We start from the raw sequence: 17,148 nt of genomic DNA, 5'->3' as shown, positions 1-17,148 counted from the left end.
CACCCTTGAGAGGAGCCTTCATGACCGATCTCGCACAGCGCCTTCACGCCGACGCCGACGCCGCCCACGCCCTTGCGGACTGGTGCGCCCGGACCCTGAACTCGGCCCCGACAGCCTTCGACGGGGAGCGCGAGATCGCGCTGCGGCTGGGCGCCCATGCCGGGGACGGCCGCGCGACCTTCGGCTTCTGGACACCGGAACTGCTTGACCACCGGGTGCCCGACGGCGACGTTTTCCTTGAAGTGCTCAGTCCGTGCGAGCCGCTGGACCTTACCCGCGCACATCAGGAGGTTGATTTCCACCGCGCCTACATGCCCGTCGCCCGCTACGAAGCGCATACCTTCGCGGTGATCGACGGCATGATTGCCGGCACCCGCGAACAGGTTGGTGACTTCTATGCGCTGGTGTGGCGCGATGCGGCGGGTGAATGGCACCGCATACTCGACCCTCTGGCCATGTCGCTGCCTTTCGGTGCTTTCGCCCCGGCCGAGCTTTACGACGTGGGGGCAATGCAGGCGGCGCGACGCGACCTCGCCTATTACGCGGACCTCGCCGCGGATGCGGCGGACGGCGCGCCGCACAAGTTCACCCCGCCCACCAACATTCTGCAGATCCACGTGCCGACAGCCACCGCGGGGGGAACGCTTGCGGCGTTGACACGGCAGTTTGAACGGCTGGCGGACCGCTTCGCCGCCGACCTGCCGCTCGAGCCGTCGGACCAGCTTTATCTCGGCTATGACGCGGTGCAGCTTCTGCCGGTGGAGCCGACGACAGTTTACGAGACCGGGCCGGCCTTTTGGCAGGAAGCTCCGCACAGCACCGAACGAGCCACGATCAGCCTGACCCGGCCCGACACCACGAACTGGGGCTATGACGTTGTGATCGCCGGAATGGCGACGGTGAACCCGGTGCTGTTGGAAAGTGGCCGCCCGGACGAACTGGTCGATTTCGCAGCGGCGCTGCACAACTTCCCCAAAAAACGCAAAATGCTGATCCTCGACGTGGTGTTCGGCCATTCGGACAACCAGGGGCTTGGCGCACTGAACCCGCATTTCTTCGCCGGGCCGAACATGTACGGGCAGAACCTTGATTACCGGAACCCGGCTGTGCGCGCGATCCTGCTGGAGATGCAGCGCCGCAAGGTAAATTTCGGCGCGGACGGGGTGCGTGTGGACGGCGCGCAGGATTTCAAGTGGTACGATCCAGCGACCCAGACCATGCGCCACGATGACGACTACCTGCACCTGATGGCCGATGTTCCGCAGCAGGTTGCCGCCACTCCGTTCCGCCCATGGTTCGTGTTCGAGGATGGCCGCCCCTGGCCGCAGGAGGATTGGGAGCTTTCCTCCAACTACCGTGCGGTGATCGAGAACATGGCCGACAACGACCCCGACGTGTTCCAATGGGGCCCGCTGACCTTCGCGCACAACACGCCGTTCATCTACGGCTTCTGGCTGTCAAAATACTGGCGCATCCGCGAGATGATGGACGTCGGATCAAACTGGATCTCGGGCACAGCGAACCACGACACGCTGCGGCGCGGCACGCAGGTCAGCCCGAAGCTGAACATCAACACGCGCCTCGGCGACACCAGGATGGACATCCTCGACAAGGCCTATGACAACCCGGCGGTGTCGATGCTGACCTACGCGGCCTTTCCCGGCGTGCCGATGGATTTCCTGAACGCGACAAGCCGTGCAAGCTGGGGTTTCATCCGCAACCAGGACGACCGCTACGGCGTGAAGGTGGTGGCTGAGGAAGCGATCAGCCTCAAATGGCAGGTGGACGAATACAGCTACTCAGTGCCCCAGAACTTCCGCCGCCTGAAGGAGATCGGATTCGAGACGCGGGACGACCTTCTGCGGTTCTTCGAATTCCTGCCCGCACTGGTCGAGGTGACGGAATACGACCTGAATGTGATCCCCGACCTGCTGAACTCGGTGGAGCCGAAGCTGGCGGGTCCGGCCTATTTCACCGCGCAAGAACTCAAGCATATCGCCCGCGCGTGGATGGACGACATGCACGAATATTGCAACGTGTCGAACTCGGTTTCGGGACTGGACCCCGTACAGACCGGCTACATGTTCGAATTGCGAAAGTTCCGCAGGGCGAACCCGTGGCTGCGCGGCAATCTCGGGCCGAAGGACCATTTCGACTACCTTCGGCCGATTGACGGACGGACGGTGTTCGCCTGCCTGCGCCACGCGCCGGACGGCCGACAGACGTTCTGCATCGCGCACATGGAGGGCGGCGAGACCGGCGATTTCGACCCTCTGACGCTGCCGATCCCGGGGCTGGAGGGGTTCGGCTGGTCGCTGCGTCTGCGCGCTCCCTCCATCGGACCCGACTACGAAGGCGGGCCGATCACCCTGCGGGACAGCATGGCGCTGCTGTTCGAACGCGATCCGGCCCGCGCATGAGGGTTGCGCCCGCTGCTGCCGAAGGCAATCATGCGGCAAGACGGCGGGTCGAAGCCGCCGCGGTGCAAAGCGGGGTGTCCGATGAAGGTCAATGGGGTTTCCTACAGGTCGATCTGGCGCGATGCGTCAGACGGCGCGGTGCGGATCATCGACCAGCGCTGGCTGCCCCATGACTTCCGCATCGCGGTGCTGGACAGCCTTGATGATTTCGCCGCCGCGATCCGCGACATGTGGGTCCGCGGCGCGCCGCTGATCGGCGCCACCGCAGCCTATGGCGTCGCCGTGCAGATGGCCCGCGACCCGTCAGACGCGCATCTGGACCATGTTCACGCGGTTTTGAATGCCACCCGACCGACCGCCATCAATCTTGCCTGGGCGCTTAACCGCTGCCGCGCCGCACTGCGGCCGCTTCACGCCTCGGACCGCGCCGGGGCCGCCATGCGCCTTGCGGATGCCATCGCGGACGAAGACGTGGAAATCAACCGTAGGATCGGTGAACACGGCCTTGGCCTGATCCGCGAAATCGCCGCCGCCAAGCCCGCGGGCGAACCGGTACGTCTGCTGACCCATTGCAACGCGGGCTGGATCGCGACCGTGGACTGGGGCACCGCCACGAGCCCGATGTATCATGCCGCTGAGGCCGGTATCCCGTTGCAGGTCTGGGTCGACGAGACCCGCCCACGCAATCAGGGCGCACTGACCGCCTGGGAGCTTGGCAGCCACGGCATCGCCCACAGCTACATCACCGACAACGCGGGCGGGCACCTGATGCAGCACGGATTGGTGGATATGGTCATCACCGGCACAGACCGCACCACCGCCACGGGCGACGTGTGCAACAAGATCGGCACGTACCTGAAGGCCCTCGCCGCGCACGACAACGGGGTTCCGTTTTATGTCGCGCTGCCCTCACCCACGATCGACTGGACCGTCGCGGACGGCCTGCGCGAGATCCCGATCGAGGACCGCGCGGCAACCGAGGTCAGCCATGTGCAAGGCCGCGACGCCGCGGGCGGTATCGCCAGCGTGGAGGTCACGCCCGCAGGCAGCGGGGTTGCGAACCCGGCCTTCGACGTGACCCCGGCCCGGCTGGTCACCGGACTAATCACGGAACGCGGCATCTGCCCGGCCAGCCGCGCGGGCCTTGCGGGGCTTTTCCCCGAACTCGCCAGCGCGGAAAGCCGCGCATCCTGACGCGCCCGCCCGACGCGGCGCGACTTTTCTCCGCGTTGTCCTATCTTTCGACGAGCCGGGCGTGGAAGCCTATCCGGCAGACCGGAACGCGCGCAGGCCCCAAGGGCGCTAAAAAGCAGGAGAAGACCGACACGATGCAGGACCTCGCCTGGAAACGGATGATCGACGACACCGGCGCCGCGCCGGGCCCGACGGGTGGCCCCGCACCACTGCGGCGCGCCTTTGCCCCCCTCGTTCAGGCCCGGCGCGCTGACGGGTGCTATGTCGTGGGGCAACTCGGGCTTTCGCTGGACGGTCGCATCGCAACCGACAGCGGCGAGTCGCGCTACATCAACGGCAAAGACGCGCTGCACCACCTGCACCGCCTGCGCGCGCTGGTTGACGCGGTTGTCGTCGGCGCCGGGACCGTGGCGGCAGACGACCCGCAACTCACCGTGCGCCACTGCGCGGGCAAAGATCCGGCGCGCGTGCTGATCGATCCCAACGGGCGCATCGGACGGGAGGCGAAGATATGGGCCGACGGCGGGGCAGCGCGCTACGTCTTCGGCGGGGCAGCGAACCTGCCCGACGGCGTGACGCGCCTTCCGGTGCCGGGCGGCGCGCTGCCAACCCGATGGATACTCGATGCGCTTGCAGATCTCGGGATGCGCCGGGTGCTGGTCGAGGGCGGAGCGGACACGCTCGGACGTTTCATGGCTGAAGGCGCCGTGGACGGGCTGCATCTGCTTTACGGCCGGGTGATCATCGGGTCAGGCAAACCGGGTGTCGCGCTGCCGCCGCTCGCCTCGCTCGACGATGCGCCGCGCCCGCGCACCGACACCCACGTTTTTCCTGACGGCGACTTCCTTGTCGCCTGCCGCTTCGGCGCAGATCAGGACGGCGGTTCGGCGTAAAGATCCGTGTGCCCGACCGTCAGGCGCTGCGTGTCCGCCAGCCGCGCGGCACGCCAGTCCTGCGCTGTCTGTACGCCGACAAGACCCTCCATCGCACCGGCCCAGCCCGTCACCAGTTCGGTCATCAAGGCACTGTCCCGGTCCTGCATCAGTCGCCACGCGCTGTCGGCGAGGGCAACACGGTAACCGCGTGTTCGCAATGCCTCTGCCAACAGTGCAACCGCGCCTGGTCCGGCCGCAGGACCGCCCAGCCCCTTGTCGCCGCGCTGGTGGCGGTTGAAAGCCGAACAGAGCGCCGCGTCACCGGGCCGCGCGGGCACGCAACCCAGCCGACCATCATAGGTGAGACAAGCCAGCAGCGGCAGCCGGTCCGCTGCCAGACAGTCCGCAAGCCGCGCGATCCAGCCTGGCGCGGCCAGGTCGAATAGCGCCGTCGCAGTGACGAGACGGCATTCTGCGGGCCAGGGCGCAGGGTTCGCGGCAAGGTCGGCCAACGCGGTCTGCACAGCCGGCGCGCACCCGGCCAGCGCCAACGTGTCCGGGTCATTGTCGGTCAAAAGCCAGCGCGTGTCGGGCGGAAACGAAGGCGCGAAGGCGCGCATCCCCGCGCCGGTCCCAGACCCCAGATCGCAGACCAGCGGTGCCGCATGACGGGCCAGCGCCGTTCCCGCGCGGTCGATCAGGCCCGTCGCACGGGCGCGGGCATCCGCCACCTCGCGGAGCGCCAGCCAGTCGGCAGTGAACCCGCTCATGCCCCGGCGACCGGCCCTTCCAGCCAAGCCCGCGCGACATGGCTTTCGTTCAGCGTCACCTTCATGCGGACGATCTCGCGCGCGTCCTCACCCAGCCGCCCAGCCGCGATCTCGGCTGCCATGGCGTCGAAGACGTATTTGCAAAGCACCTCGGTGGTGGACCGCTTGCCGCCGAACAGGTCAAGCTCGTCCAGGTTCTTGTAGTTTACCGGCGCAATCACACGCTTCAGCGCATCCGCCGCCAGCCCGATATCGACGACGATATCGTTTTCGGTCAGTGTCTCGCGGAAGAAAGCGACATCGATGACGAAGGTCGCACCATGCATGCCCTGCGCGGGGCCGAAAGCCTCCCCGGGCAGCGAGTGGGCGATCATGATGTGGTCTCGGACTTCTAGGGCGAACATGTCGGGTCTCTCCGTTCAGGGATAGGTAAGGACGGGGCATAGCGCATCCGCACCGGGTGCCAGCAGCGCGGGCAGCCTGTCGGGCGCGTCGGCCAAAGGAATGTCGTGTGTCAGCAACCGGTCAAGCACTGGCGCGTCGCGAAGAAGCCGCAGCGCAAGTCCAAGGCGACGGGCATAGTTCCAGCGCGGCTTGCGGTCGGCAGGCAGGTCGCCCACCTGGCTGGAAACCAGCGCGAGCCGCCTGGCGTGAAACGCACCGCCGAGCGGCAAGGAGACATCGGCGGTCCCGTGCCAACTCGCCTCGACCACGCGCGCGCCCTGACCGGCCGAGGCCAGTGCGCATCGCAGCCCGGCCGCGCTGGCCGATGTGTTGATGGCGATGTCCCGATCCGGCGGCGTCTGGTCGGGGTGCAGGAAAGCCAGCCCCAGCGCTTCGGCGACTTCCGCGCGGTCTGGAGCGATATCGGCGACCGCAACCTCGGTGCCTGGAATGCCGGAAAGCACATGCGCGGTCAGGAGGCCAACCACGCCCGCGCCGACCACCAGAACTCGGTCGCCCGGCCCCGCGCCGCTGTCCCAGGCGATGTTGACAGCGGTTTCCATGTTGGCCGCAAGAACTGCGCGGCGCGCGGGCAAGCCCTCGGGCAGCGGATGCGCGGCAACGGCAGGCAGAACTGTGCGGGTCTGATGCGGATGCAGGGCAAAGCAGATCTGACCAATGCGGGAGGCCGGGCCCTGCACGATCTCACCCACAAGCGCGTAGCCGTATTTCACCGGAAAGGGAAAGTCGCCCTCTTGGTTTGGACAGCGCATGCGCTCATGTTCGCTGTCCGGCACGGCGCCGCGCGCGACAAGGCCCTCGGTCCCGCGGCTGATGCCGGAATACAGCGCGCGCAGCACCACATCGCCGGGCCCGGCCAGGGCTGGCGATGCGTCGCGCACCGCGAAGCGGTTTTCCGAAATGGTCCAAAGCGCTTGTGCGGTCACGCTGCCATCCTTCCTGTCGCCACGCCGCTTGCCCGGCACAGCCTGTTGCGCGTCTGTGTCAGGCCTTGCGCAGCGAAGTGCAATCCCCGAACCGCTACTTAGGAGGCGCACGCCGGACGAACAGGGGCGGGTCCGGAACAGATGACACGCGGTGTGCTTCCTGGGCGCAACCGCCCTGCCCGCGGAACGAGGGCAGGGCGGGGCCCAACGGGATGAGACGCGGCAGCGTCGAAGACGGGCGGGAGCGCCCCTTTTCGGTACGAAGGCCCTGCGCCGATCAGCGCGCCAGCAGACCTTCGATCTCCTCGCGCCGCGCCATGGAATTGGCCGCGCCGGGCCGGGTCACCGACAGGCTCGCCGCCGTTACGCCGAAGCGAAGCGCCTCTTCCGGCGACCTGCCCTCGGCCAGCGCCGCAGCGAACGCACCGTTCAGCGCATCGCCCGCCCCCGTCGTTTCAACAACCGGCCCAGCCGGAACCACCGGTACATGCGCGCTGACCCCCGGCCCGTGCAGCAGCGCGCCGTTCTCGCCCAGCGTGATGATCGCAGCCCCTGCGCCTTGCGCCACCAGCGCATCCGCCGCGCGCCGCGCATCGTCCAGACCGTGCACCGCGATCCCGGTCAGCCCCTCCGCCTCGGACTCGTTCGGGGTCACGTAGTCGCACAACGCCAGCATGCCCGGCGGCAGATCCGCCGCAGGCGCGGGATTGAGGATCGTCACCGCCCCTGCTGCCCGGCCACGCGCAAGAAACGCCTCCGCCGCCGCCATCGGCTGTTCCAGTTGCGTCATCACCACGCCCGCCCCGTCGATCACCGGGCCCCACTGCGCGATGTCAGCCACCGACAGATCCGCGGCCACGCCAGGGCAGACGATGATCGCGTTCTGGCCCGTCGTGTGCTCAAGAAAGATGAAAGCAGCGCCGGTATATCCCTCGGATTGCACGATCGCGTGATCGGTGACCCCAGCCCCGGCCCAGATCTCGCGCGCCATGCCCGCGAATGCATCATCCCCAAGGCGCGTCAGCATTCGCGCATCCGCCCCCGCGCGAGCTGCCGCGACCGCCTGGTTCGACCCCTTCCCGCCAGGACCAAGCGCGAATTCGCGGCCAAGGATCGTTTCTCCATGGCGCGGCAGACGGTCGGCGCGAAAGGCGGTATCGGCGACGAATACGCCAAGGATCACGACGGGAGCGGACATGGGCAATCTCCTTGCTGGCGGATGGATCTGGAACGGTCGGGCCGCGGCCGTCGCGGTTGTTCCCTGCCCGCCCGGCGGCGCGTCACTCGGCGGGCGGGATCACGCCCTTGCGCAGGATGATACAGCCATAGAACCGGCGCTCTCCGGTCTGGATCACGGCATAGGCGCTGCGGGCGAGGTCGTAGAAGGCGAAACGTTCGGCGGCAAGCATTGGGCGCACGCGCCCTTCGACACGGTCGATCTCGGCTTGCGCCTCGATCTGGGGGGCGGGCAATGCGCCGGGGTCGCCCACGACCTCCATCCGCACGGCAAAGTCGTCTACGAACGTGTCGAGCGGCAGCACCGACAATACGGCCTGCGCCGCCTGCGGCAGCGTCAGGTTCTCCATTCGCAGAAGCCGCCCGAGTACAGTTTCGCGGGCAACCCGGTCAGACGGGAAATTCGTGTCCGAAAGTACGACCGTATCGCCATGTCCCATGGCGCGGAGCGCACATAGCACATCCGCGTTCAGCCGCGGATCCAGACCTTTGAGCATTCCGTCCTCCCGGCTCGTCCGTCCCTTGCGGGCAGACTAGCCGCGTCGGACGAGCTGCGGAAGGGGAAAGGCACGCGCGCTGCGCGAGGATCCGATGGCCAGTTCGCGCATCATCTTGATCAGCTTGGTCGTCACCGCATCGGCCAGCGCAAGGTGCCCGGCCTCGGTCAGATGGACGCCGTCGATCGGATCGACCGTCGCGACCGCCCCGGCATCCAGGAACTCGCATCCCCGGCGTTCTGCCAGCAGGTCGTAATGCGCAGGCAGATGTTCCGAGAACTCGCTGCCACCCGCGAAATGCCCACCCAGCAACCCGACTTCGCGGATCGGAACCGGCGCGATCAGAAGTACCCTGGGCGCAACCCCGCCTCGCCCGGCGCCCGATTTCTCGACCACGTCGATCAGCCGGTCCATAGACCGGGCGATATCCACTGGCGTCAACGAAAAGCGCGTCTTCAAATCGTTGGTGCCCAACATGAGGACGACGATATCAACCGGCTGATGGCTTTCCAGCATCGCCGGCAGAACCTTGATGCCATTCTTGTGCGCCCCCTCGATCGGGTCGTCATGCACCGTCGTGCGTCCGGGCAGTCCTTCCGCGATGACGCGCGCCTGCCCCTTGAGCGCCCGCGCCACATTTCCGGGCCAGCGCACATGGCTGCGATAACGCCAGCGCGCGTCTGGATCGGCATTGGCGCGCGTGCCGTGCGTGTTGCTGTCACCGTAGCACAGGATCGTGGGGCGAGGCGTGTCTTGCATGGCAGTCCCATTGCGTAATTTTTTCTCGGGGAAGAGCGTTCATATTCGTCAGGTCATCTCTCCCGATCAAGCAAACGGTCCGAAACGGGTTAATGTTAGCGCCCTGCAATTGCTGCATAGCAGCATTTCGCAGACGTGCATTGTGCAGGCGCAGCATCTGGCTACATCGTTGACTGTAACGGCGGGTCCGCCCGCCCCTCAGACAACCAGGAAAAAGACAATGGCTTTCACAACCGACATCACCCGTTTCGAAACCGGCTTCGCACAACGCATGGAGTCTCTGATGGATGTGCTGCGCACGCAACGCGCTCGCCGTGCCGCGTTCCGCCGCACCTATGACGAACTTTCGGTTCTCAATGACCGCGAACTGAACGACCTCGGCATCTCTCGCGCCGACATCAGCACGATCGCGCGTCAGGCCGCTTCCGAGATCTGATCGTTCCCGCCCGGTTTCCGCGCCGTTCCCATGTAAAGCAGCGCGGTTCCGGGCAGCCGCCCGAACACGGGGTCGCCCCGCCGGTTCACCCCGCGCGGACCCAGCCCAGTCATTGGGCCTACGCCGAAGCCGCGCGCCTCAAGCGCGGCCCGCAACTCGCCAGGTTTGATGAACATTGCCGGGTCGTGCGTGCCGCGCGGCAGAAGCCGAAGCACGCCCTCAGCCATCGTGACGACCGCGAACCGCGCCAGTGGATTGCGGTTTATCGTGTCGAACAGGAACAAGCCGCCCGGGCGCAGCACGCGGCGCACCTCGTCCAGCACCGCGCCCAGATCGCCGACATGTTCCAGCACGTCGACGCAAACGACACGGTCGAATGTCCCGTCGTCGTAGGGCAGCGCCTCACCCTGTCCAACGTCGTACTTGACCGCCAGACCGGCCTGCGCGGCGTGCGCCCGCGCCGCCCCGATGGCGCCGGTAGACGGATCGATGCCGGTGACCTCGGCGCCGCGCTGTGCCAGCGCTTCTGCCATGAAGCCTCCCGCGCAGCCGAGGTCAAGCACCTTGCGCCCCTCCCAGTCCGCGAACTTGTCGAACCACGACAGCCGCCCCGGCACCATGTTTTTCAGTGTCCGAACCCAGCGCACTTCGTCCGACCACCAACGGTCGGCATGGGTGTCGTAGATGCTTTGATCGTTGCGGCGGGGCCCGGCGGCGGAACTTCGTGTCATGGGCGGCAGATAGTCCGCTGCCGCGCCCTGTCACGCGACCGTCAGCGCTGCGCCGTCTGCCATTCGGGGTGAATCCACGGCCGGTCATTCGCGGCTGGCAGTGGGTCACGGCCAAGAATGTGATCAGCGGCTTTTTCGCCGATCATGATCGAAGGGCCGTTCAGATTGCCGTTGGTGATCTGCGGGAAGATCGAACTGTCGGCCAGGCGCAACCCGTCGACGCCGATGACGCGCAATTGCGGGTCCACCACCGCACCCGGATCGTCGGCCCGCCCCATCCGGCAGGTTCCGCACGGGTGATAGGCGCTTTCGGCATGGTCGCGGATGAAGTCATCCAGCGCAGCGTCGCTCTGGACATCGGCGCCGGGCTGAATTTCGTGCTTCACGAACGGCTTGAATGCGTCCTGTCCGAAGATCTCGCGGGTCAGACGGATGCAGGTGCGGAAATCCTCCCAGTCCTGCGGATGCGACATGTAGTTGAAGACGATGCGCGGCGCGGCGGCCGGGTCGGCCGAGGCCAGCGTCACCGCCCCGCGCGAAGCGGACCGCATTGGTCCGACATGCGCCTGGAAGCCATGCCCCTCGGCCGCGGCCTGCCCGTCGTAGCGCACGGCGATGGGAAGGAAATGGTATTGGATGTCAGGGTATTCCACGCCCGCCCTGGACCGGATGAAAGCCGCGCTTTCAAACTGGTTCGACGCGCCGAGCCCAGTTCCGGTAAACAGCCATTGCGCGCCGATCAGGGCCTTTCCGAAGAGGTTCCAATACTTGTAGAGGCTGACCGGCTGGCTGGCGGCCATCTGAATGTAGAGTTCAAGGTGATCTTGAAGGTTCGCGCCAACGCCGGGCCGGTCGGCCAGCGGGGTGATCCCGTGTTCGGCCAGATGTGCCGCCGGGCCGATGCCGGACAGCATCAGCAGCTTGGGCGAATTGATTGACCCGGCCGCCAGAACGACCTCGCAATTTGCTGAAATCGTTTCAGACTTTCCGCCGCGGCGGACCTGTACGCCGTTCGCGCGACCATCAGTGACGACGACCTTCTCCACAAGGCCGCGCACAAGAGTGCAGGTGTCGCGCTTCAGCGCGGGCTTGAGATAGGCATTGGCTGCAGACCAGCGGCGTCCCTTGAACACTGTCTGCTCCATCGGGCCGAAGCCTTCCTGCTTCTCGCCGTTGTAGTCGTCCGTGACTTCGTAGCCGGCCTGCCGCCCGGCATCGACAAACGCCTGAAACAAAGGATTTTTCCGGGGGCCCCGGCTGACGTGCAGGGGACCGTTCGTCCCGCGCCAGGCGGCGTCCCCGCCATGCCCGCCGCTGTGCCATGTCTCCATCCGGCGGAAGTACGGCAGCACATCGGCGTAAGACCAGCCGTCCGCGCCCATCTCCGCCCAAGTGTCATAATCGCGCGCGTGGCCGCGCACATAGACCATCCCGTTGATCGAGGACGATCCGCCCACGACCTTGCCGCGCGGCGTGGCCAGTCGCCGCCCCCCAAGATGTGGTTCCGGTTCGGAGCGATACCCCCAGTCATAGCGTTTCATGTTCATCGGATAGCTGAGCGCGGCGGGCATCTGGATGAACGGGCCGGCATCGGTTCCGCCGTGTTCCACGACGATGACGGAGCGGCCGGCCTCGGTCAGGCGATAGGCCATTGCGCAGCCGGCGGACCCGGCTCCGACGATCACGTAATCGGCTTGCATGGTCGGTTTTTCCTCTTTGTCTTGGTCGGCCCGAAGGCGCATTGGACCCCTTTAGGAATCGTGTAGGGGTCTCGTGAGAGTCGCGGCGGCGGGCGGCGCGCCTCAGAACGGCGCCTCGACCCCGTTCATGGCGACGTACACGCTTTTTAGCTGCGAGTAGTGTTCGATGGCAGCCGACCCGTTCTCGCGGCCGACGCCGCTGTCTTTCACCCCGCCGAAGGGCATTTCCACCGGCGTCAGGTTGTAGGTGTTGATCCAGCAGGTGCCCGCCTCGAGCCCGGCGACGACGCGATGCGCGCGGGCAAGGTCTCGGGTGAACACGGCGCCAGCCAGCCCGAAGGCGGTGGCGTTGGCGCGGGCGAGCGCCTCGGCCTCGGTTTCGAAAGAGAACACGGTTGCGACCGGCCCGAAAATCTCTTCACGGGCGATGGTCATGTCATCGGTCACGTCCGCGAAGATCGCGGGCTGCATGAAGAAACCCGGCCCGTCGATTGCCGCGCCGCCGGTGACCAGCCGCGCGCCTTCGGCGATGCCCTTCGCAACGTAGCCAAGCGCGATGTCGCGCTGTGCCGCGCTGACCATCGGGCCAAAATTTGTCGCCTCGTTGCGCGGGTCGCCGATCACCGCGCCCTTCAGCCGCTCGCACAGACGGTCAACGAAAGCGTCATGCAGGCCGGACTGCACGAAGAGCCGCGTCCCGTTGGAGCAGATCTGCCCGGAGGAATAGAAGTTCCCGTTGATGGCGGCGCTGACCGCATCGTCGAGATCGGCATCGTCGAACACGATCATGGGCGACTTGCCGCCCAGCTCCATCGTGACATGCTTCATACGCTCGCCGGCCGCGGCATAGACCTTGCGGCCGGTCGGCACCGACCCGGTAAGCGACACCTTGGCGACGCGCGGATCGGTCGACAGCGCTGCGCCGACGTCGCCGCGCCCTTGCACGACGTTGAACACGCCCGGTGGCAGCCCGGCTTCGGTCAGGATCTCGGCCAGCATCGGGGTGCAGAGCGGCGTCGTTTCGGACGGCTTGAAGACCATCGTGTTGCCGCAGGCGAGTGCCGGGGCAGCCTTCCAGCAAGCGATTTGCGTTGGATAGTTCCACGCCCCCAGCCCGACGCACACGCCCAGAGGTTCACGGACAGTATAGGCCCAGTCGCCGCCGGGCAGCGGGATATGCTCTCCCGAGAGGCCGGCCGCGACGGCGCCGAAGTATTCCAGCGCATCGGCGCCGCTGGCTGCGTCGGCGACGAGCGTTTCCTGAAGCGGTTTGCCGGTATCGAGCGTTTCGAGTTCCGACATAGCCCGGTTGCGGTCGCGCAGCAGGTCCGCAGCGCGGCGCAGGATGCGACCCCGTTCGGATCCGGTCATTGCGCGCCAGCCGGGCAGAGCTGCGCGCGCGGCATCGAGCGCGGCATCGCGCGTGGCCGGGCTTGCGGTGGTCAACGTAGCGACGGTTTCGCCCGTGGCCGGAAACACGACCGGCAGCGGGTCGCCCGCCGGGTCGTCGTGCCATGCACCATTGATATAGTGGCTTGCTTTCGGAAGCGGAGCGGTCATGGGCGGTGGTCCTTGCTGTCTTGGGGTTTGGCACCGAGCACGCCGTCGAGATAGTCTGTCACCAGACCGATCGACGCCGCAGCATCGAGGCTTTCGTTGCGCAGGGCCTGCCGGATATAAAGCCCGTCGATCAACGCGCCGACGGTCTGTGCGATCTGCGGGGCACGGACATCGGCCACCGGGCGCAGTTCGGCCAGAAGGTTGGAGTGCAGGCGCCGTTGGTAGACGCGAAGCAGGCGGTGCGCTTCGCGCGATGTCTGCGCGAGAACGTAGAAATTGAGCCACGAGGCGACGACCTCGGGCCGGAAGTTGCCGGGCGAGAAGCAGGTCCGTACGATGGCATCGACCCGGCGGCGGGGCGTCTCGAGGCCCGCGCATTCGGCCCGCACCTCGGCGCCGAAATCGGACAGGATGGCGCGCATCGCGGCAAGGAAAAGCTGGTCCTTGGAGCCGAAATAGTGATGCGCCAGCGCGCTGGACACGCCAGCCTTGCGCGCGATCTGGCTGACCGTCACTTCCAGCGAACCGGTCGCGCCGATCTGGTCGATGGTGGCGGCGATCAGGGCGGATTTCCTGAGCGCCTGCACGTTCGCCCGTTTCATTTTATTCACCTTGCCTGTTGCATTGCGCAGTCTTTCGGTTTTTAATTGACTCGTCAATCAATAATTTTGGGAGCGTGACATGACCTATAAGACCGCCGTATCGGCCCTTGCCCTGGGGCTGGGCGCCAGCACTGCCTGGGCGAATTGCGACAGTGTGACCTTCTCGGATGTGGGCTGGACCGACATCACCGCGACCACCGCGGCGACCACGGTGCTGCTGGAAGCGCTTGGCTATGACACCGATGTGCGGGTTCTTTCGGTGCCGGTGACCTATACCGCGATGGCCGATGGCGATATCGACGTCTTCCTCGGCAACTGGATGCCGACAATGGAGGGCGATATCGCCCCCTACCGCGAGGCAGGCACGGTGGACACGGTGCGCGCCAACCTGACCGGTGCGAAATATACCCTGGCGACCAACGCCGCAGGCGCCGCGCTCGGGATCGCCGATTTCGCCGACATCGCGACCCATGCCGACGCGCTGGACGAGACGATCTACGGCATCGAGCCTGGCAATGACGGCAACCGGCTGATCCTCGACATGATCGAGGCGGATGCCTTCGGGTTGTCCGGCTTCGACATCCGCGAAAGCTCCGAGCAGGGGATGCTGGCGCAGGTGGACCGCCTGAGCCGCCGGGAAGAGCCGATCGTCTTCCTGGGCTGGGAGCCGCACCCGATGAACGCCAACTTCGATCTGACATACCTGACCGGGGGCGACGATTGGTTCGGCCCCGACCTTGGCGGCGCGACGGTCTATACCAACACGCGCGCCGGTTACGTCGCCGAATGCCCCAACGTGGGGCAATTGCTGCAGAACCTGGAGTTCACTCTGGCGATGGAGAACGAGATCATGGGCGCGATCCTGAACGACGGGCAGGACCCGCAGGACGCGGCGGCGGCTTGGCTGAAGGCGAACCCTGACATGGCGATGGGCTGGCTTGACGGCGTGACCACCGTGGATGGCGGCGACGCGGCCGCGGCGGTGCGCGAAGCGCTGGGACTTTGATCTTTCGCCCCTGCTCGCTCCGCGCGGGCGGGGGCCGACCAGAAAGGACGGTTCCATGAACTGGCTGACCGATGCGAAGATCCCCGTGGGCGATGGGGCCGCGATCCTGTTCGACTGGCTGCAGATAAACGGCGGCTGGTTTTTCGACGGGCTCGCCACCGTCATGGAGGCTCTGATCGACGCGATCCTGTGGGTGTTGCAGACGCCGCATCCGCTGATCGTCGTCGCCGCCTTCGTCGCGCTGACCTTCGCGGTGCAGCGCAACTGGAAGATCGCGCTGTTCGTAGCGCTGGGGTTCCTGTTCATCCTCAACCAGGACTACTGGGAGGAGACGACCGAAAGCCTGACGCTGGTGCTGTCCGCCTGCGTGGTGTGCATGGCGGTGGGAGTGCCGATCGGCATCGCGGCCGCGCACCGGCCCGCGCTCTATTCGGGGATGCGGCCAGTGCTGGACCTGATGCAGACGCTGCCCACCTTCGTCTACCTGATCCCGGCGATCGTCTTTTTCGGTATCGGCATGGTGCCCGGGTTGATCGCAACGGTGATCTTCGTTCTGCCCGCCCCGATCCGACTGACGCATCTGGGCGTGAGTTCCACCCCGAAGCCGCTTCTTGAGGCGGCGCAGGCGTTCGGCGCCACGCCAACCCAGACACTTTGGAAGGTCGAACTGCCCTATGCCATGCCGCAGATCATGGCCGGGCTGAACCAGACGATCATGCTGTCGCTGTCGATGGTGGTGATCGCTGCGCTGGTGGGCGCGGACGGGCTGGGCGTACCGGTGGTGCGCGCGTTGAACCAAGTCAATACCGCGCTGGGTTTCGAAAGCGGCTTCATCATCGTGGTGGTGGCCATCATGCTGGACCGCATGTTGCGGGTGAGGGAAAAATGACCAAGGCCGTCGAATTCAACAATGTCTCCATCGTGTTCGGAGCCGATCCGCAGGCGGCATTGCCCCTGATGGACGCGGGCCAGAGCCGGTCCGAGATCCAGGAAAGCACGGAACAGGTGCTCGGCGTGCACGACTGCGCTCTGAGCGTGGCCGAGGGCGAGATCCTCGTGCTGATGGGCCTGTCCGGATCAGGCAAATCCACGCTGCTGCGCGCGGTCAACGGGCTGAACCCGGTGGTACGCGGCAACGTGACAGTCAATGACGGCGGGCAGATGGTTAACGTAACCAATGCCGACGCCCGTACGCTGCGCCGCATCCGGCAGGAGCGCGTGGCAATGGTATTCCAGCAATTCGGCCTGCTTCCGTGGCGCAGCGTGCGCGAGAATGTCGGGCTCGGGCTGGAACTGGCCGGGCTCGACAGTGCTGCGCGCACCGAACGGGTGGACCGGCAACTGGCGCTGGTCGGGCTGTCAGACTGGGCCGAGCGCAAGGTGGGCGAACTGTCCGGCGGAATGCAGCAGCGCGTCGGGCTGGCGCGCGCCTTTGCGACGGACGCGCCAATCCTGCTGATGGACGAGCCCTTCAGCGCACTGGATCCTCTGATCCGCTCGCGGCTTCAGGATGAGCTTCTGGACCTTCAGCGAGATTTGCGCCGCACGATAATCTTCGTCAGTCACGATCTCGACGAGGCGTTCAAGCTGGGCGACCGGATCGCCATCATGGAAGGTGGACGGATCGTGCAATGCGGGACCCCGCGCGACATTTTCTCGGCCCCGGCGTCAGAGTATGTGGCGGATTTCGTGGCGAACATGAACCCGCTGGGCGTGCTGACCGCGCGCGACGTGATGGCGCCGGACACCCGAGCAGGCACGCCGGGCACCGACCCGGTCGGCCCGGAAACCCCGGTGATCGAGGTGATGGACCGCCTGAAGGGCGACCCATCCCCTGTGCCGGTAACGGAGAACGGTCAGGTGATCGGCTGCGTGAGCGCGCAAAGCGTGGTGGACCGCCTGCGCGCCTGAAGTACCGCGCCGCGCGGGTCCGCAGCCCTGCTTCCAGCCATGCATCGGCCGGGACGGCGC

The 17,148-nt window shown here is 66.4% G+C and carries 17 protein-coding genes; 7 read left to right on the top strand and 10 right to left on the bottom strand.

Annotated elements, in window-relative coordinates; genetic code table 11:
* Positions 1-20 precede the first annotated feature (20 nt).
* The 3 genes from gghA to DKT77_RS05610 all read left to right on the top strand — a co-directional run bounded on the left by gghA (position 21) and on the right by DKT77_RS05610 (position 4,507).
* Positions 21-2,420 carry a glucosylglycerol hydrolase gene (gene gghA / locus DKT77_RS05620; protein WP_109810736.1) on the top strand — a complete coding sequence of 800 codons (2,400 nt, stop codon included), beginning with the start codon at positions 21-23 and terminating at the stop codon, positions 2,418-2,420.
* Positions 2,421-2,501: 81 nt separating this feature from the next.
* Entirely contained in the window at positions 2,502-3,614 is a 1,113-nt protein-coding gene (gene mtnA, locus DKT77_RS05615) for an S-methyl-5-thioribose-1-phosphate isomerase (RefSeq protein WP_109810735.1), read from the top strand.
* 134 nt (positions 3,615-3,748) lie between these two features.
* Entirely contained in the window at positions 3,749-4,507 is a 759-nt protein-coding gene (locus DKT77_RS05610; protein ID WP_238547709.1) for a RibD family protein, read from the top strand.
* On the opposite strand, the gene DKT77_RS05605 is transcribed toward DKT77_RS05610, so the two are convergent.
* The 6 genes from DKT77_RS05605 to DKT77_RS05580 all read right to left on the bottom strand — a co-directional run bounded on the left by DKT77_RS05605 (position 4,486) and on the right by DKT77_RS05580 (position 9,142).
* Positions 4,486-5,259, bottom strand: a complete 774-nt coding sequence (locus DKT77_RS05605; RefSeq protein WP_109810734.1) for a class I SAM-dependent methyltransferase — start codon at positions 5,257-5,259, stop codon at positions 4,486-4,488. The genes DKT77_RS05610 and DKT77_RS05605 overlap by 22 nt on opposite strands.
* Positions 5,256-5,663, bottom strand: a complete 408-nt coding sequence (locus tag DKT77_RS05600) for a 6-pyruvoyl trahydropterin synthase family protein (RefSeq protein ID WP_109810733.1) — start codon at positions 5,661-5,663, stop codon at positions 5,256-5,258. Before DKT77_RS05600 ends, DKT77_RS05605 begins: the two co-directional genes overlap by 4 nt.
* Before the next feature lie 15 nt (positions 5,664-5,678).
* Entirely contained in the window at positions 5,679-6,650 is a 972-nt protein-coding gene (locus DKT77_RS05595; RefSeq protein WP_238547708.1) for a zinc-dependent alcohol dehydrogenase, read from the bottom strand.
* A 277-nt stretch (positions 6,651-6,927) separates the two neighbouring features.
* Complete coding sequence (locus tag DKT77_RS05590; RefSeq protein ID WP_109810731.1) at positions 6,928-7,848, bottom strand: ribokinase; 921 nt, start codon at positions 7,846-7,848, stop codon at positions 6,928-6,930.
* Between the two features lie 82 nt (positions 7,849-7,930).
* On the bottom strand, positions 7,931-8,383 hold the full coding sequence (locus tag DKT77_RS05585) for an RbsD/FucU family protein (RefSeq protein WP_109810730.1): 453 nt from the start codon (positions 8,381-8,383) through the stop codon (positions 7,931-7,933).
* Positions 8,384-8,419: 36 nt separating this feature from the next.
* On the bottom strand, positions 8,420-9,142 hold the full coding sequence (locus tag DKT77_RS05580) for an SGNH/GDSL hydrolase family protein (protein WP_109810729.1): 723 nt from the start codon (positions 9,140-9,142) through the stop codon (positions 8,420-8,422).
* A gap of 220 nt (positions 9,143-9,362) precedes the next feature.
* Between DKT77_RS05580 and DKT77_RS05575 the strand changes: the two genes are divergently transcribed.
* Positions 9,363-9,578, top strand: coding sequence for a DUF1127 domain-containing protein (locus DKT77_RS05575; protein WP_238547707.1), 216 nt, complete (start codon positions 9,363-9,365; stop codon positions 9,576-9,578).
* Here DKT77_RS05575 and ubiG read toward each other — a convergent pair.
* From ubiG to betI, 4 genes are all read right to left on the bottom strand, one after another.
* Positions 9,557-10,309 carry a bifunctional 2-polyprenyl-6-hydroxyphenol methylase/3-demethylubiquinol 3-O-methyltransferase UbiG gene (gene ubiG / locus DKT77_RS05570; protein ID WP_109810728.1) on the bottom strand — a complete coding sequence of 251 codons (753 nt, stop codon included), beginning with the start codon at positions 10,307-10,309 and terminating at the stop codon, positions 9,557-9,559. The genes DKT77_RS05575 and ubiG overlap by 22 nt on opposite strands.
* Positions 10,310-10,350: 41 nt before the next feature.
* A complete protein-coding gene (betA, locus tag DKT77_RS05565; RefSeq protein WP_109810778.1) occupies positions 10,351-12,009 on the bottom strand; it encodes a choline dehydrogenase in 1,659 nt (552 codons plus the stop codon).
* 102 nt (positions 12,010-12,111) lie between these two features.
* Positions 12,112-13,569: a betaine-aldehyde dehydrogenase gene (gene betB, locus DKT77_RS05560; RefSeq protein WP_109810727.1), complete on the bottom strand. Its 1,458-nt coding sequence runs from the start codon at positions 13,567-13,569 to the stop codon at positions 12,112-12,114.
* Entirely contained in the window at positions 13,566-14,171 is a 606-nt protein-coding gene (gene betI / locus DKT77_RS05555) for a choline-binding transcriptional repressor BetI (protein WP_109810726.1), read from the bottom strand. Before betI ends, betB begins: the two co-directional genes overlap by 4 nt.
* A 79-nt stretch (positions 14,172-14,250) precedes the next feature.
* Between betI and choX the strand changes: the two genes are divergently transcribed.
* From choX to choV, 3 genes are read left to right on the top strand one after another with little or no spacing between them, the layout of a single operon-like run.
* The gene (choX, locus tag DKT77_RS05550; protein ID WP_109810725.1) at positions 14,251-15,177 is read left to right on the top strand and encodes a choline ABC transporter substrate-binding protein; all 927 of its coding nucleotides are present in this window, start codon (positions 14,251-14,253) and stop codon (positions 15,175-15,177) included.
* A 55-nt stretch (positions 15,178-15,232) separates the two neighbouring features.
* Positions 15,233-16,066, top strand: a complete 834-nt coding sequence (choW, locus tag DKT77_RS05545; RefSeq protein WP_109810724.1) for a choline ABC transporter permease subunit — start codon at positions 15,233-15,235, stop codon at positions 16,064-16,066.
* The gene (gene choV, locus DKT77_RS05540; protein ID WP_109810723.1) at positions 16,063-17,088 is read left to right on the top strand and encodes a choline ABC transporter ATP-binding protein; all 1,026 of its coding nucleotides are present in this window, start codon (positions 16,063-16,065) and stop codon (positions 17,086-17,088) included. Before choW ends, choV begins: the two co-directional genes overlap by 4 nt.
* Positions 17,089-17,148 lie beyond the last annotated feature (60 nt).

Origin of the sequence: Meridianimarinicoccus roseus, from assembly GCF_003172915.1 — a bacterium.
Classification (GTDB): Bacteria; Pseudomonadota; Alphaproteobacteria; order Rhodobacterales; family Rhodobacteraceae; genus Meridianimarinicoccus; species Meridianimarinicoccus roseus.
Note: the sequence above shows the minus strand (reverse complement) of the source record. Positions and strands in the feature narration are given on the sequence as shown.